The sequence below is a fragment of the Motilimonas sp. E26 genome (genome assembly GCF_021278025.1).
Lineage (GTDB): Bacteria > Pseudomonadota > Gammaproteobacteria > Enterobacterales > CBDFNC01 > Motilimonas.
In genome coordinates, this window is record NZ_JAIBHJ010000045.1 from 1 (window position 1) to 14213 (window position 14213).

Annotated in this window: 12 protein-coding genes and 1 pseudogene; all 13 read right to left on the reverse strand. The window is 44.9% G+C overall.

What is annotated here, in order from left to right; genetic code table 11:
• Nucleotides 1-157: 157 nt before the first annotated feature.
• Nucleotides 158-745, reverse strand: a complete 588-nt coding sequence (locus K1M91_RS20470) for an SUKH-3 domain-containing protein (RefSeq protein WP_232804119.1) — start codon at nucleotides 743-745, stop codon at nucleotides 158-160.
• Between the two features lie 367 nt (nucleotides 746-1112).
• Nucleotides 1113-1517: a DUF4259 domain-containing protein gene (locus tag K1M91_RS20475; RefSeq protein WP_232804120.1), complete on the reverse strand. Its 405-nt coding sequence runs from the start codon at nucleotides 1515-1517 to the stop codon at nucleotides 1113-1115.
• 148 nt (nucleotides 1518-1665) lie between these two features.
• Nucleotides 1666-2094: an Imm26 family immunity protein gene (locus tag K1M91_RS20480; protein ID WP_232804121.1), complete on the reverse strand. Its 429-nt coding sequence runs from the start codon at nucleotides 2092-2094 to the stop codon at nucleotides 1666-1668.
• Nucleotides 2091-2744: an RHS repeat-associated core domain-containing protein gene (locus K1M91_RS20485; RefSeq protein WP_232804122.1), complete on the reverse strand. Its 654-nt coding sequence runs from the start codon at nucleotides 2742-2744 to the stop codon at nucleotides 2091-2093. Before K1M91_RS20485 ends, K1M91_RS20480 begins: the two co-directional genes overlap by 4 nt.
• A gap of 17 nt (nucleotides 2745-2761) precedes the next feature.
• A complete protein-coding gene (locus K1M91_RS20490) occupies nucleotides 2762-3664 on the reverse strand; it encodes an RHS repeat domain-containing protein (RefSeq protein WP_232804123.1) in 903 nt (300 codons plus the stop codon).
• A 121-nt stretch (nucleotides 3665-3785) separates the two neighbouring features.
• Nucleotides 3786-4082 carry a hypothetical protein gene (locus K1M91_RS20495; RefSeq protein ID WP_232804124.1) on the reverse strand — a complete coding sequence of 99 codons (297 nt, stop codon included), beginning with the start codon at nucleotides 4080-4082 and terminating at the stop codon, nucleotides 3786-3788.
• A 9-nt stretch (nucleotides 4083-4091) separates the two neighbouring features.
• Nucleotides 4092-4913: pseudogene (locus tag K1M91_RS20500) on the reverse strand (RHS repeat-associated core domain-containing protein); the annotation flags it as partial.
• Between the two features lie 157 nt (nucleotides 4914-5070).
• Nucleotides 5071-5439 (reverse strand): RHS repeat domain-containing protein, encoded by a 369-nt coding sequence (locus K1M91_RS20505; protein WP_232804130.1) that lies wholly within the window; start codon nucleotides 5437-5439, stop codon nucleotides 5071-5073.
• 302 nt (nucleotides 5440-5741) lie between these two features.
• Nucleotides 5742-7190 (reverse strand): hypothetical protein, encoded by a 1449-nt coding sequence (locus K1M91_RS20510; RefSeq protein ID WP_232804126.1) that lies wholly within the window; start codon nucleotides 7188-7190, stop codon nucleotides 5742-5744.
• A gap of 68 nt (nucleotides 7191-7258) precedes the next feature.
• Nucleotides 7259-8716 (reverse strand): hypothetical protein, encoded by a 1458-nt coding sequence (locus K1M91_RS20515; RefSeq protein WP_232804127.1) that lies wholly within the window; start codon nucleotides 8714-8716, stop codon nucleotides 7259-7261.
• Nucleotides 8716-12804: a hypothetical protein gene (locus K1M91_RS20520; RefSeq protein ID WP_232804128.1), complete on the reverse strand. Its 4089-nt coding sequence runs from the start codon at nucleotides 12802-12804 to the stop codon at nucleotides 8716-8718. The genes K1M91_RS20515 and K1M91_RS20520 overlap by 1 nt, the downstream gene beginning before the upstream one ends.
• Nucleotides 12794-13372 (reverse strand): DUF4123 domain-containing protein, encoded by a 579-nt coding sequence (locus K1M91_RS20525; RefSeq protein ID WP_232804129.1) that lies wholly within the window; start codon nucleotides 13370-13372, stop codon nucleotides 12794-12796. The genes K1M91_RS20520 and K1M91_RS20525 overlap by 11 nt, the downstream gene beginning before the upstream one ends.
• Nucleotides 13373-13376: 4 nt before the next feature.
• Nucleotides 13377-14213, reverse strand: an 837-nt coding sequence (gene tssI, locus K1M91_RS20530) for a type VI secretion system tip protein TssI/VgrG (protein WP_282561208.1), incomplete at its 5' end; no start/stop codon positions are given.

The following is a 14213-nucleotide window of genomic DNA, read 5'->3' on the forward strand; positions in this document are numbered from 1 at the left end:
CCAGTTGGCCTTGTTGAAATTCATAGTCAACCTGCTGGCCATCCGGTAATTGCCAGCGTTTAACGCGACCAAGGGGGCCGAAGTCATAATACTGGCGCGATTATTTGGGTGGGCCTTCATTTGTCACCGGTATTTCTACGAAAGTTATTTACAAGCTCTAACTTTCGCCGCCTTGCCATTTAGGGATCAAGTTTTGTTCCATAAATGACCATGATAGGAAATTGGGATTGCCTTGCCATCCATTATCTTGATCAAATATATATCCAGTGTTTCGATGTTGGTACGCAAAATATGTGGTGCAATTTTCACCTATTATTAACCAGCAACGTTTGTCCGTAAAACAAGTTGCGTCAATAAACTCTTCTAGGTTCTCACCTAAATAGCTAAGTTCATCTCCAGCGTGATAGAAGCGGCCATTCTTATCTATTACTATTGTTCCTGGGTATTCACTCATATGCCCAATCGGATAAAGCTTCAGCGTTAATCCTGTATCTTCGAGATGCTCAGCAATATTTTCTTCGAAGTCAATCAAGTATTTCGAATGAACATGAAATCTTCTATCATATTTTTGGTCTTGGGTTTTTATTGTCAGCTCTCCTATATTTTCTGCAATATCCTTAACTTTACTCGGTATATCATCACCTTTTAGATGTTCTGGGAGTGTGAATTTTCTTTTTTTTGTCCAGCCAGAAAGATATAAAATATCTTTGGCGTCACTTATTTCCTTATTTCTATTGTTTGGCATATCTATATTCCTTATTGATTCTGGGCGCCATCTTTAACGCCTAGTACAAGGGAGTTATGGGGATACCCATCACTGTTAATAAACCACTTAATGAGCAGGATGTGGCTATGCCTTTATCTCGCAAGCAGCTGATTTGCCCTGAATCAACGCCTTATTACCATGTCACTGGCTACGTTTGATTTCTTGACCATGACGAAATAGGTGTTGTTGCTGGCCATCCGGTAATTGCCAGCGTTTAACGCGACCAAGGGGGTCGTAGTCATAATGCTGGCTGGCCCAGCTTTGATGGTTTTAGGTGGCTGTCCGGTATTTTTGTCATATTGATAGGTATTTTTTTCAGTATAGGTTAAGCTGCTTGCAGCCTTATTTATGCGCCGACTCTTTCGATGACAGATTCGACTTCTATCCTCCATGCATCGAAGTATTCAGTCGCTCTCCATATATCTGAAAGCTCAGATTGATCACCCAAGATTGCTTTTGCTGCTTTGACGGCATTTTCGATTAATTCTTTAGGTGGCTCGAAGTTATATTTCGATACCCACTCATCAACATTCTCGGTATAGCTATCTTTTTTACCGAAATTCCCTTTAACTCTGGCTAATGTATCAATTGCAGCTAATGCTTCACACCCGATATCCGAATCAATGTAGTCATCTTCAAAGACGGCATTAATAGCATTTTCAATCACTGTCAAATCTGAACTTTCTCCAAGTTCATAAGTCCAGTCACCTGCAGAGTCATTATCAAAATTTCCGATTCCCCATGCACCCATGGTCACGTCCTATTCTCGTTTAATGTTTGGGCATGACGCTTAAATCTACCCAACGTAATACCGCATACTTAACTAACCCCTAGCCGATCTAGGGGCATTGAACTTGTTGCCAAATTAAAACTAATGAGTTTATTTTTTTGGCCTAACTTTATCTCGTGATTAGTTGATTTGAAATGAAGTAATCTATCAAGTTTTCAACAGCTTTATCACCAGAGACTCTGACAGTATGGAATGCACTAAGTGGGACAGCTGTATCTGTGCAAGGCGTGTCTCCAATATAAGGGGTTCCACCTATCATGTGATGTATCAATTGTTGATCTTTTTCAGTAAAGTCGCAATAGCCCACAACAGGCCAGATACCATTATTAACATTTTTAATATCGGCATATATGACTCTAACCGTTCGCTTTGGTAGTTCGATTTCATTGTAAGGAGCGTTGCAGTTTACTTCATCTGAATTAAGGAGTGTAAAAGCAAAGACATCTTTGAGGCTGGTTGAAATCCATACTATCTTTGCAAGTTTAAAGCCTTTACTGACGTTTATTCGTATTATATCACCAATTTTTGCTCTACTCATTGCTGTAACCCTAATTTGATTTTCGTTTCGAGAAGAATTTTTTTTGCATACTCAGCATCTATACCCGCAACATCATACTTTACTGCATTAGGGTTGTCTGGAGAATATGAACGATTTTTATTTAAAAGGTTTGTGTTTTGGTTAGTAGATAATGGGCCTCCTAGTACAGGGGCATTCATTATGCTATTTTCAAGAAATTTTGCTTCCGCTTTCGTTAGGTTGTTGTTATATATGATTTCTTGGTCGAGATGACTTTTATCAGGGGATGATTTATGCGCTGCGCCCCTAGTTGGAGCGTCTCCTCTACCAACATATTTTATCTCATCCGTGAATGGATCTCTGAGTACATATAAGCCTTGCCCATTATCTTTATCGTACTCTTTACCTGTACCTCTTGTAGGCCTTTCGCCTAAAGTTACATCACTACCTGAGCAACAATCCCCATCCCCTTTTCTCACCGCCAACCCCAACGGATCTACCCATCCAGTTGGATTTGGTACATATTGGTAGTTGTTTAAGCCACCTGCAAGTCCTATCGGGTCGAGGGTTAAAAACGCGGCGGTGTTGGGGTTGTAGTAACGGTGGCGGTTGTAGTGCAGGCCGGTTTCTGCATCATAATATTGTCCTTGAAATCTAAGTGGGCTGTGCACTTGTTCGATTTCATGTTTCAGTACATTACCGTAGGCGCGATAGTGGACGCTCCAAACAGTGTTGCCTTGTTGGTCGGTGATTTCTTGTGGCGTGCCCCTCTGGCTGGGTAGTGGTCAAGTTGGTAATAGTAAACTTGTACTGGGTCTGCACTGACATTGGCTTCGCCTTTTATTAGCGCCAATGGCTTAAAGCTGCCGGGCTCGTAGAGGTCGCTTTGGTAATGCTGTTGATTATCGGTTTCGGCAATTAAGCGGTCGGCTTGCCAAATAAACTCGGTGGCGGTGGTTTGTTGCGTTTGGTCTGTGACCGATTTTTTAACGCGCCGCCCAAAGGCATCGTATTGATAATGGGCCGTGGTGCCATTGGCCATCTCGGCTTTAATTAAGCGATGCTGACAGTCGTAATGATAGTGGGTGACAAGCTGTTGGCCTTTACCGCGTTTTTCTTTTTCTAGGTTACCAAACTCATCGTATTCAAAATGGCAGTCGCCTTGAAAGGCCAAACGGTTATGTTTAACTTGTGCGCTAGCTGGGGCAGCACCACTGCTTTTGCCTAAGGTTTGCGACAATAAGTGACCAGCGGGGTCGTGCTGAAAATGCTCATCGATGTTGCCGCGCACATGGGATAAGCGGGCAAGGGGGTCGTAATGGTATTGCCTGTCGCCTTTTAAGCTGTCGTTTAGCTGGGTAAGGTTACCGGCGGCATCATATTGATACTGGCGCTGCTGTTTGATGCGGGCTCGAGTGCCTTGATGGAACTTATGCTGTAGATGTTGTTGCAACTGAGCATGTTGGGTTAAGCGGCCTTGTTCGTCGTATTGGTATTCACTGGTCAGGCCACCTTGGCTACGCTGGATTTCTTGGCCATGTTGAAACAGGTGTTGGGTGAGCACTTCACCGTTAAGGTTAATGCCAGCCAATTGGCCCTGTTGAAATCCTGCTGGCCATCAGGCAATTGCCAGCGTTTAACGCGACCAAGGGGGTCGTAGTCATAATACTGGATCGTTTGTTTGGATGGCTGTCCTTTAATTTCTGAAGAAGTTAATCACTCTTAACTTTCTTATCATAGAAATGTTGGCCATTTATATCTTGCCATATCTCTATGAGACGATCTTGAACCTCTTCTTGCGAGTCAAAGTCTTCATCCGTAAGCTGTTCGTAAAGATTTGGTGTAATTTTTTTGAACTCAATTGCATGCTCTAATTGGCCATTACATATATCTTTGTCAAATGGACCATTTTCTTTATCCATTACTTCTCTAAGAATAACTGGGTCATATGTTTCTACATGACAATAGTAACGAAGAACGTCTTTTAGTGGATTTTCAATCTCGTACATAATTTTTCTCTATTTGGGTTCAGGATATTGAGTGTGCAACATAGGGTTGCCTTCATCATCTAGCCTGTAGATACTTTTTACCGCACCATCAGTAAAGTCGATGACCTCATGTCCTGTCGGACTCTTTTTCGGGCCTGTTCGTGTAACTCCTCTAACCTTTGCCTTATAGTCATCTCCGAATATAGATTTAAGCTCTAAGACCACTGGCTTAACAAATATAGCACCTTGTTCTCTCGCTTCTAAAACATTAAGTTTAAATTGTTGTGATTCTCTTGCGGCTTTGTCGGCTTGTACAAGAGCATCGTCACTAGTAAATGCAGTGGCATTTTTACCTACTCTATGGTCTTTAGGTGTTCCGTCAGCGTGTTTATTGAATGCGTCTTTAGTGGTTCCTGAGGCAGGATCAATTCCATTCACTGCCCTATCAATAAGTTGCTGATCTGTGACTCTATTTGGACCTCCATGCCTAATTGGTGCATGCCCCTCATTATTTAATCTTTCAATAGCATTTTTACTACTTCCACAACAATCCCCATCCCCCTTTCTCACCGCCAACCCCAACGGATCTATCCATCCAGTTGGATTCGGTACATATTGGTAGTTGTTTAAGCCGCCGGCTAAGCCAATTGGGTCTAGGGTTAAAAACGCGGCGGTGTTGGGGTTGTAGTAACGGTGGCGGTTGTAGTGCAGGCCGGTTTCTGCATCATAATATTGCCCTTGAAATCTAAGTGGGCTGTGCACTTGCTCGATTTCTTGTTTCAGTACGTTACCGTAGGCGCGGTAGTGGACGCTCCAAACGGTGTTGCCCTGTTGGTCGGTGATTTCTTGTGGCGTGCCCCTCTGGGTGGGTAGTGGTCAAGTTGGTAATAGTAAACCTGCACTTGGCTATCACTGACATTGGCTTCGCCTTTAATTAGCGCCAATGGCTTAAAGCTGCCGGGCTCGTAAAGGTAGCTTTGGTAATGCTGTTGATTATCGGTTTCGGCAATTAAACGGTCGGCTTGCCGAATAAACTCGGCGGTGGTTTGTTGTGTTTGGTCTGTGACCGATTTTTAACGCGCTGCCCAAAGGCATCGTATTGATAATGGGCCGTGGTGCCATTGGCCATCTCGGCTTTAATTAAGCGATGCTGACAGTCGTAATGATAGTGGGTGACAAGCTGTTGGCCTTTACCGCGTTTTTCTTTGACTAGGTTACCAAACTCATCGTATTCAAAATGGCAGTCGCCTTGAAAGGTTAAGCGGTTATGTTTAACTTGTGCGCTAGCTGGGGCAGCACCACTGCTTTTGCCCAAGGTTTGTGACAATAGGTGACCAGCGGGGCCATACTGAAAATGCTCGTCGATATTGCCGCGCACATGAGACAAGCGGGCGAGGGGGTCGTAATGGTATTGTTTATCGCCTTTTAGGCTACAAGCAAGATTGACTATACCTAAAAATTACACATCCAGTCAGAGCTACGGATTTCTAATAGCATTTTAGCCAAACCTTCCATCCATTGATAAATAAGCAGCGAACCTTGTCAGTAAGTTCTCGTCTTTTGCGTTGGCTTTTGTCATCAAATAGCTTGGTTATTTAAATGACTGCTCTATATTTCAATATTTCAATTGTGTTCGCTTAAACAATTCACCGATTCGCCCCATACCTTTCGTTTTTGCTGTTAACGATGAATGCGCGCTGGCACTTCTTTATAGTTACCTTGCTCATCAAACTCCAAGCCCAGATGGTGGGGCATGATTAAGCTGTTGGGAATAAAGTAGTTCACTTCATAATTGCGCAGGCCCCAAGAAGGTAACAGTTTGGCCAGCTCTGCAGTTTGTGCACGGACTTGGTCGTAGTATTGCGGGGCTTCTTCGCGGCTGTAGCCCGCTACAAGTAAGCGAAGAAACAAGGATTCTTCTTCAGGACTGGAGCCTACTCGGCCATTGAGTGAGTCGGCTGCCACGCTAAGTAATGGGTCTTTTTCTTCAAGGTACCAACCACTGAAGTCTGTATCTTCTGCCGTTATTACCTCATGATTGAGGTTGTGTTGGACTATGAGTGATTGAGTGGCATTCATCAGTGCGTACTTATCCCCCTGTTTTATGCAGTTCTTAACCATTTGCTTGGTTTGCGCTGTGGTGGGCTTTGGTAAAAAAGGGATGGTGTAACCGCGCCGAAAGTACCTATTAGCACCGCGCTCACAGTTAATGCCATTATCAAAGGCTCGTTGAAACCAAGTGCTGGCTAATTGGGTTAGCTCGGCAAGGGTGCGCCCGTCAATATCAACCTGATTCTCCGGATGGGCCGCCATGTAATCTTGCCGTGCTCGGTAGTAGGTGGCTATCATAGGCACGCAGGTAAAGCATGTGCCATGAGCGCCTTCTTCAAATAATGCAAAAGCCTCCATGATATCGGGGATTTGCTGCAGTTGCTGCGGTGACAAGGTATGAATAAAGTTATACACCATGCCCGTAATGGTGCCATAAACATTTGATTCGTTACGAGTGTTGAACTGCTCTGCTAGTGGTGAGTTTAAGTTCAAATCATCCCAAAAACGCACACCTTGGAGAAAATAGGCCTCGGGGTCGCCGGTGGCCTTGGCCCAATTGATATAGGCTTGACGTCTTACCTGCCAAGTAGGATAGCTTCGACAGGCTTCGTAATAGCGTGGCAGGTGACAAAACTGCAGGCCATTAAGGGAAAAATGGGGATAACCCTTGGCGGCGATTTTATATTGAATGGTGACGGCTTGTTCGAGGGAAACGCCGCCTCGTCCCCAATGGCCGTAGCTAGCATGCACTGCTTTAAGGGTGAAGTTATCAATGTCTTGTACCGACCTAACAACGTCTGAACGATAAGGCTCACCAATGTAATAATTAAAGTGATGACCGTTAACGTTAGTGGTGTCTAAGGTGCCGTTATGCTCGTTTTGGCTATCGATAACGGGGGGCGGCAATATTACCTGCGATTGCGGCACAGGTTTTAGCGAATCATACAGCGCTATATCTTCAGCGTATGGGGCTAACGGGTCTGGCGGCGGCTTTGAGCCGTCTTTGCTCAGCGCCCATATACACAGGCCGATAAAGGCAGCGCCAAGGGCAAGGTGTTTTTTATTGTATTTTTTCATTCGCTGCTGTATTCGCTTGTTTGCTTAAACAATTTCACCGATTCGCCCCATACCTTTCGTTTTTGCTGTTAACGGTGAATGCGCGCTGGCACTTCTTTATAGTTACCTTGCTCATCAAACTCCAAGCCCAGATGGTGGGGCATGATTAAGCTGTTGGGAATAAAGTAGTTCACTTCATAATTGCGCAGGCCCCAAGAAGGTAACAGTTTGGCCAGCTCTGCCGTTTGAGCACGGACTTGGTCGTAGTATTGCGGGGCTTCTTCGCGACTATAGCCCGAGGTGCGTAACCTAACGCCAAGAGAAGCCTCTTCATCACGACTGCCCAGTGTGCCATTTAATGAATCGGCAGCGACACTAAATAGCGGGTCTTTTTCTTCGAGATACCAACCAATGAAGCCTGTATCATCTGGAGTCTTTATCTCATTGTTTAAAGTATATTGGACCACCAGAGATTGAGTTGCTTGCATCAACCCATGCTGATCTCCTTGTTTTATGCAGTTCTTAACCATTTGTTTGGTTTGTGCTGTAGTGGGCTGAGGTAAAAAGGGAATGGTGTAACCGCGACGAAAATAGTTATTTGCGCCGCGCTCACAGTTGATGCCATTATCAAAGGCGCGCTGAAACCAAGTGCTGGCTAATTGGGTTAGCTCGGCAAGGGTGCGCCCATCAATATCAACCTGATGCTCCGGATGGGCCGCCATGTAATCTTGCCGAGCACGGTAGTAGCTGGCAACCAGCGGTACGCAGGTAAAACAGGCGCCGTTAGCGCCTTCCTCTAATAGTGCAATGGCTTCTAGTGTGTCGGGAATTTGCTGCAGTTGCTGCGGTGACAGGGTATGAATAAAGTTATACACCATGCCCGTAATGGTGCCATAAACATTTGATTCGTTACGAGTGTTGAACTGTTCTGCTAGTGGTGAGTTTAAGTTCAAATCATCCCAAAAACGCACACCTTGGAGAAAATAGGCCTCGGGGTCGCCGGTGGCTTTGGCCCAATTGATATAGGCTTGACGTCTTACCTGCCAAGTAGGATAGCTTCGACAGGCTTCGTAATAGCGTGGCAGGTGACAAAACTGCAGGCCATTAAGGGAAAAATGGGGATAACCCTTGGCGGCGATTTTATATTGAATGGTGACGGCTTGTTCGAGGGAAACGCCGCCTCGTCCCCAATGGCCGTAGCTAGCATGCACTGCTTTAAGGGTGAAGTTATCAATGTCTTGTACCGACCTAACAACGTCTGAACGATAAGGCTCACCAATGTAATAATTAAAGTGATGACCATTAACGTTAGTGATGTCTAAGGTGCCGTTATGTTCGTTTTGGCTGTCGATAACGGGCGGTGGTAATATTACCTGCGATTGCGGTACGGGTTTTAGCGAATCATACAGCGCAATTTCATCGGCGTATGGCGCCAGCGGGTCTGGTGGCGGCTGCGAGCCGTCTTTGCTCAGTGCCCATATACACAGGCCGATAAAGGCCGCACCAAGGGCAAGGTGTTTTTTTTTGTATTGGTTTAATTTTTTCATTAAGCCGGTGCCATTAAAGGGGTTGAGTGGGTTAATGGTTGCAAGGGAACCATGGTGGATTGTGTTAGGTCATCTAGGCTAAGATCTAAATGGCGCACCACGGCCAGCCATTCTACCATGGCTTGTTCGGCGCTGATGTTGCGCTCGGCAAGGTAGTAGTAATAATAGGTTTTTTGTTTGGCCGTTTTATCCTCAAAGGCGAGGTTGATCTGATCGATCAATAAGTCTTTCGCGCTGTTACTGTTACTAAACTGATCGGTGATGGTTTTGTCGACCATTTCGGCACATTGATACAACAGGGTCTGGGTAAAGGCGCCCTTTTTAAAGCGCTTCATAAAAAAGGGGACGAATGTATCTTTGGCGCTGTTCAGTTTTGTTTCCGCTTTATCTCTTTGTTCAAGGGCTTTATGGATATAGTCAATATCTTCGCCTTGGTTATCTGACCTAAATAGTCTGAAAATTTTGCTCTCATCATCTTCTTGATCGCCAATCGGATGTTTAATATTAAAAAAGCTATTGATCTTTAACCACACGCCGATGGGAATCAACTGGTTTAGGGGCGCTAAGCCGGGGAAGGGTTTTTCACCGTTGATATCAAAACGGGTGAACGACTCCTCAATTTGACGCTCGATAGGAACGCCCGCGCGGTTATGGTTGGTTTGGTTGGTCCATACATCCAGTAACATGGCAATGGCGTAGCGTTGCCAATAATCACTGGCAGCGGCGCGGATTGCTTTTTCTTTCTGCACGTCGGTAAGGGTGGACCAGCGCGAGCGTTTGGGGAATTTAAAGCGCGAGTTTGCGGTTAGATCAGGTAATCTGACTTTAATTTTCTTTTTGTCTTCGAGTCGCTGGCTTTGTAATAGGACAAAAAATAGTCGCCCCTTTACCTCGGGGAGTAGGTTTTCAAACCAAATTTCATTTTCTAATGCGAGCTCAGCTTTACTGATGTAAGCCGCAATGCTGAATGCATTTTCACGACAAAGCTGCACCTTGTTTAACTGCAGTAATTCATCCCAGCGCATTAACAAGGCTTTACTGACATCGATGCCGTTAGTTAGTGCGGCGGTAAAGGCCATGTTTAAATAGGTATAGGCGCCTTGGTCTTGGTCATTTTCGGCAAATACGTTTAGGCGGGCGAAGCCTTCGCTGGATAGCAAGGTTGAAAAGGCGTTGACGATATCCAGCAGTACTGAAGGGTTAATCATGGCCGCTAAGCTACCTGATGCACCTACGCCGCAGACTAGGCGGGCTGAAAATGCGGCCACTAATCTGCCATCGACAATGCCAAGGGCAAAGGAGGCTTTTAAGCCAAGGCCCCAGTTGATGGCCACGGCTTGATTTAAGTTACATAACTCAACAAAGCCATTGTCTAAGGTAACGGCGGGCTTGCTATTTTTTAGTAATTTATTGGCAATCTTTGCGCGCACGGTGGCGTCATTTTGTTGTTCAGCACTGAGTAGCTGTTGCTGCTCGCTGGGTGTCATAACGAGTACGCTGGCTTTGTTTTCTTTTTTATAGGGCTTCCACATTAGGGAACCCGAGGTGCAAAGCCCAGCTTCAACCCCGGCAAAGGCGTCGAAGGTAAATTGAGCATTTTCTTTGTTGATGTTATAACCGCGCATTAACATACCGCCATCGCCACTGAGAATGCTTAAGCTTGCCGATAATGCGACACTGGCACCGGCCCACCCATAGAGAGACATACTGGCACTTAGGCGTACCATGCCCAACAAGGCGGTTTTTTCTTGGTCTTGCTTATCAATGTAATCGAGCGACAAAGGAAAACCGTATTGGTGCGGAATGTAAAAGGTGCCGCCAATTTGGCCTTGGGCTATGTCCATGGTTAGGCTCGCTTTACAGCTGGCCAATGATTTTAAGGCTTCGCCAATATCCCCATCAACGAGTTTATCGAGTGCGTTCTTACCTGATACGCCAGCGCTAAAGCGGAAAAATTCGGCTTGGGCGCTGGTTCTAAATAAGACTAAGCCAGAGGCATTGGTGTATAGCCAGTTGTGGTAGATCCCCCCGGTGCGCTCGGAGAATGGTTCAATATTGGACTTTTTACCTTTAAATTCCCATTTTAGATTTTCATCTAAGGCCTTGCTAAATTGCTTGGCAAATTCCGACATGCTGGAGCGGTATAATAGGTTTTCAGACTTGTTGTGCTCGATAGTCGTGGCTTTGCCAATATTTTGGATGGGGGGAGTAATTTGTAGTTTGGTGGCGCTTTTTTTTATTTTTTCCCACTCGACGGACGTAATGTAACTGGCATCGGTACGTCTTGACATTAGGAAACATTCAATTAATTCGTTGCCCCCTTGCAACTTGGTGAAAACGACGGGGGTTTCAAATTTAAAATTGGAGATGTCCCAATATAATTTTGGATGTTTGCCCAAGTAGTTGGCAAGATAGGTTCCATCGACTAACTGGATCTGGTTATTCCCGCCCGCTGCGCTATAGATATTGCTGTCAGCTCGTGTTTGAGCAAGCTGGCGAATGGCGGTGACCTCGTTATAGGCGATGGCCAGCGCGTCAAGACCTGCAGCTAAGTACTGCTCTGTGGGCGGTATTGATAAGATAGCCTTAAAGTCGTTAGCCCGTTTTTTGACTAAGGTTTCGGCACGTTTAATTAACGCTGACCAATGATTTAGGCCCCAATTATTAATTTGGAAAATGACCCTAGGTGTTTCAGCTTTTTGTGTAATGTAAGCACTTATTTTTGACAAGGTGACATCTAAAGGCTGATCGAATAGATCAAGCACACCGCTTTCTTGAACCACCTTCGTCAATGTAGATTGCCGTGGATTAGCCTTAGCGTCAGCCGAGCTGATGATTTGTTCCAACGCTTCCCAATTACAACTTTCTATGATTTTTATTTCTGCCCAACTTTCTGGGTAGGTATTAAATTGACCACAGATTTTTTCAATGGGTAACACTTGTTCTGGCAAGATAGCACTGGCTTGGTTGGCTAAAAGCAGGGCTTCTATCGTGAGAGAATTCCTTAATATGTTTTTGGGGTTTGTTTCTTTGTTTTGTACCGCTTCGAGTTGTTTTCTTAGGCTGATATTGGCCGGACCAGTATCGCTGGTTACATGGCTTTGATTCAGAAAGATAAGATATTGCAATTCTTGGCGTAAAGATGGCCTCAACACTCTGGATAGCACTTTAAATTGTTCATATTGCGCGGTAGTCACAAAGTTTTGTTGGTGGTAGGTCAAATCATAGTTTTTTTGTGCCTCGCTAACGGCTTTTGCCTCAAGCGCTTTGATCTCTTGTTGTAAATTTTCAATTGCATCATTGAATGCGGTATATATGGATGAGTCAAAATGTAACTGTAGGTAGTTATCTTGGCTGAAATACTTATCTATGATGGCGATGTGCGTGGGCGAAATGATGGTTTTTGTGCCTGCTGCATCGAGTTTAAGGTTTTTAATGGTGTCCCAATTTTCTTTGGTGGTGTTCACCCCATAGCCATAGATATGCATGATATCTGACATAAAGTAGAGTTTCATACGATAGGCTAGGTATTTGTCTTTGTCAGGGCGTGATAAAAACGTAGCGTATGTGCCCCCCTTGAATTGGTCTAATAATTTATGCTGCTCTAGTAAGTTTAATGCGGCTTTTTGCTTTGCTTGGATCTCATCGACGGTCGCTGTTTCAGGTTGCGAATATAACTCGGCAAGTTGTTGGCTAATAACCTCTAGTTGGCAGATTTTTTCTGTTACTTCAGTTTTTAGCTCTTGTTCTAACAGATACCAAGATTTATAACGAGGCACATAGATAATATCTTGAATTTCGGGTCTGTTACATACTGACGGGACGACTGTGACGGGTTTTGTTTTTTCAGGCGATACTTCTACATCTATGGTTGCAATGGGGGCACCAGGATGACGCTTAAGTATTTCGGCATCGATTAAGACGCATTCGGTGTTTGCTGCGTAAACTAACATATCACGTTCAATGGCTGGAAAATCCAATAAGGTGTCCAGATCGGTTCCATAAGCCACCGCTACATGAGAGCTGGTATCGCCATCTGCAATTCTGATTTGTTTAGATGGGGTTGAACTAGATGGTTTAGTGTCCATGTCGTCTCTCTTGATTAATGTTACTTAATAAGCGTCCAACCTCGTCGGTTGTGATTGTGAAATCCTGTAATACGTGACTGCTTGAAACGGTACTTAGCTGTTGCCAATTATCATTGCTGTAAACAAGCCAGGTAGATATGGCATCACTGAATTGTGAAAAACGCGATGAAGTTAGTGTGTTGAAAATAGAAGGCAAAACCCCAGAGGAAAAATAACGGAAAAATAATGGTTTACCTTGCTCTTGTTGGAGAACAAGTCGATTACGCAATAACTGAAATAGATAGGGTCTAGTGTGTGATGTAGCAATTATAATGGTGCTTTTTTGCCAATCAGACTGAAGGCTTAACGGTTCGATTAAAGGGGAGTCACAGCCTAAGTTTAAGATGATAGGTGAAAGCTCACGCAGCTCATTAAAACTGGTGTCGGCATATAAGTATTCAATCTCTGCTTTGGGGTCAAGCTCATAAAGTTGGGTCAACAATGAGTTAGATTTGGCTTGATCCATGATCAAGTAAGAGCTGAATTTTTCTTCTTCTTCGAGATTCTGTAATTTTTGTTGTAAATTCATGGCGCTATTTCCGACATGGGCAGTCTGTTAATGGGCATGAACCATCGGTTTGACGCTGACATACTTCCATTAAAGGCAAGTCTGCTTCGACCATATTTAACATGGCTGGACGCCAAGCGACTGGGTCGATAGCCAACCCCACTGCTTGCTCTATCCCTTTTGGCATGGCGGGCATTTGGCCACCGTAACCACTGCCTGAGCCGGCACTTGGGCCCACTTTTATATTGATGGTGGGGCCGCTTAGGTGTACGCCGCCGCCGTCTATTTTGACAAAGCTGCCACCGGCTTTTAGGGTGATTTCGGCGCCGGCTTCGATGACCATTTTTACGCCGGATTTGTGGTGTATTTCACTGCCTGCTTTAACCAGTTGGGCGTTGCCGATTTTGTGGTGTAGCTTGGTATCGGTTATTTGGCTTTGATCGCCTTTGCTGTGTAGGCGGCTTTCGCCATCGACGGTACTGTGTTGATTGCCTTTAATCAGTTTAAAGCTGTCGCGGTCGACTTCGCTGTGTTGGTCGCGTTTGATTTGCTCGGCTTGGTCGTTTTCAATCAAGCTGTTGAAGTCTTTTTGGGCGTGGATGTAAATTTCTTCTTGGCCCATTTCGTCTTCAAAACGCAGCTCGTTGTAACCGTCGCCTTTGTGGGTTTCGGTGCGAATAACGGTGCGGGTTTTATGCTCGGGCAGGGCATAAGGCGGTTTGTTGGTGGCATGATAAGTGCGACCTGTGATGATCGGTTGGTCGGGATCGCCTTCTAAAAAGCTAACAATCACTTCGTGGCCAATACGTGGGATGGCCATCATGCCGTATTGGGTGCCGGCCCAACCTTGAGACACGCGTAC

Bases quoted from the DNA above. Each gene is read 5' to 3' on its own strand.
- K1M91_RS20495 (WP_232804124.1), bottom strand. From the start codon at position 4,082: ATGTACGAGATTGAAAATCCACTAAAAGACGTTCTTCGTTACTATTGT.
- K1M91_RS20510 (WP_232804126.1), bottom strand. From the start codon at position 7,190: ATGAAAAAATACAATAAAAAACACCTTGCCCTTGGCGCTGCCTTTATC.
- K1M91_RS20525 (WP_232804129.1), bottom strand. From the start codon at position 13,372: ATGAATTTACAACAAAAATTACAGAATCTCGAAGAAGAAGAAAAATTC.
- K1M91_RS20475 (WP_232804120.1), bottom strand. From the start codon at position 1,517: ATGGGTGCATGGGGAATCGGAAATTTTGATAATGACTCTGCAGGTGAC.
- K1M91_RS20520 (WP_232804128.1), bottom strand. From the start codon at position 12,804: ATGGACACTAAACCATCTAGTTCAACCCCATCTAAACAAATCAGAATT.
- K1M91_RS20515 (WP_232804127.1), bottom strand. From the start codon at position 8,716: ATGAAAAAATTAAACCAATACAAAAAAAAACACCTTGCCCTTGGTGCG.
- K1M91_RS20470 (WP_232804119.1), bottom strand. From the start codon at position 745: ATGCCAAACAATAGAAATAAGGAAATAAGTGACGCCAAAGATATTTTA.
- K1M91_RS20480 (WP_232804121.1), bottom strand. From the start codon at position 2,094: ATGAGTAGAGCAAAAATTGGTGATATAATACGAATAAACGTCAGTAAA.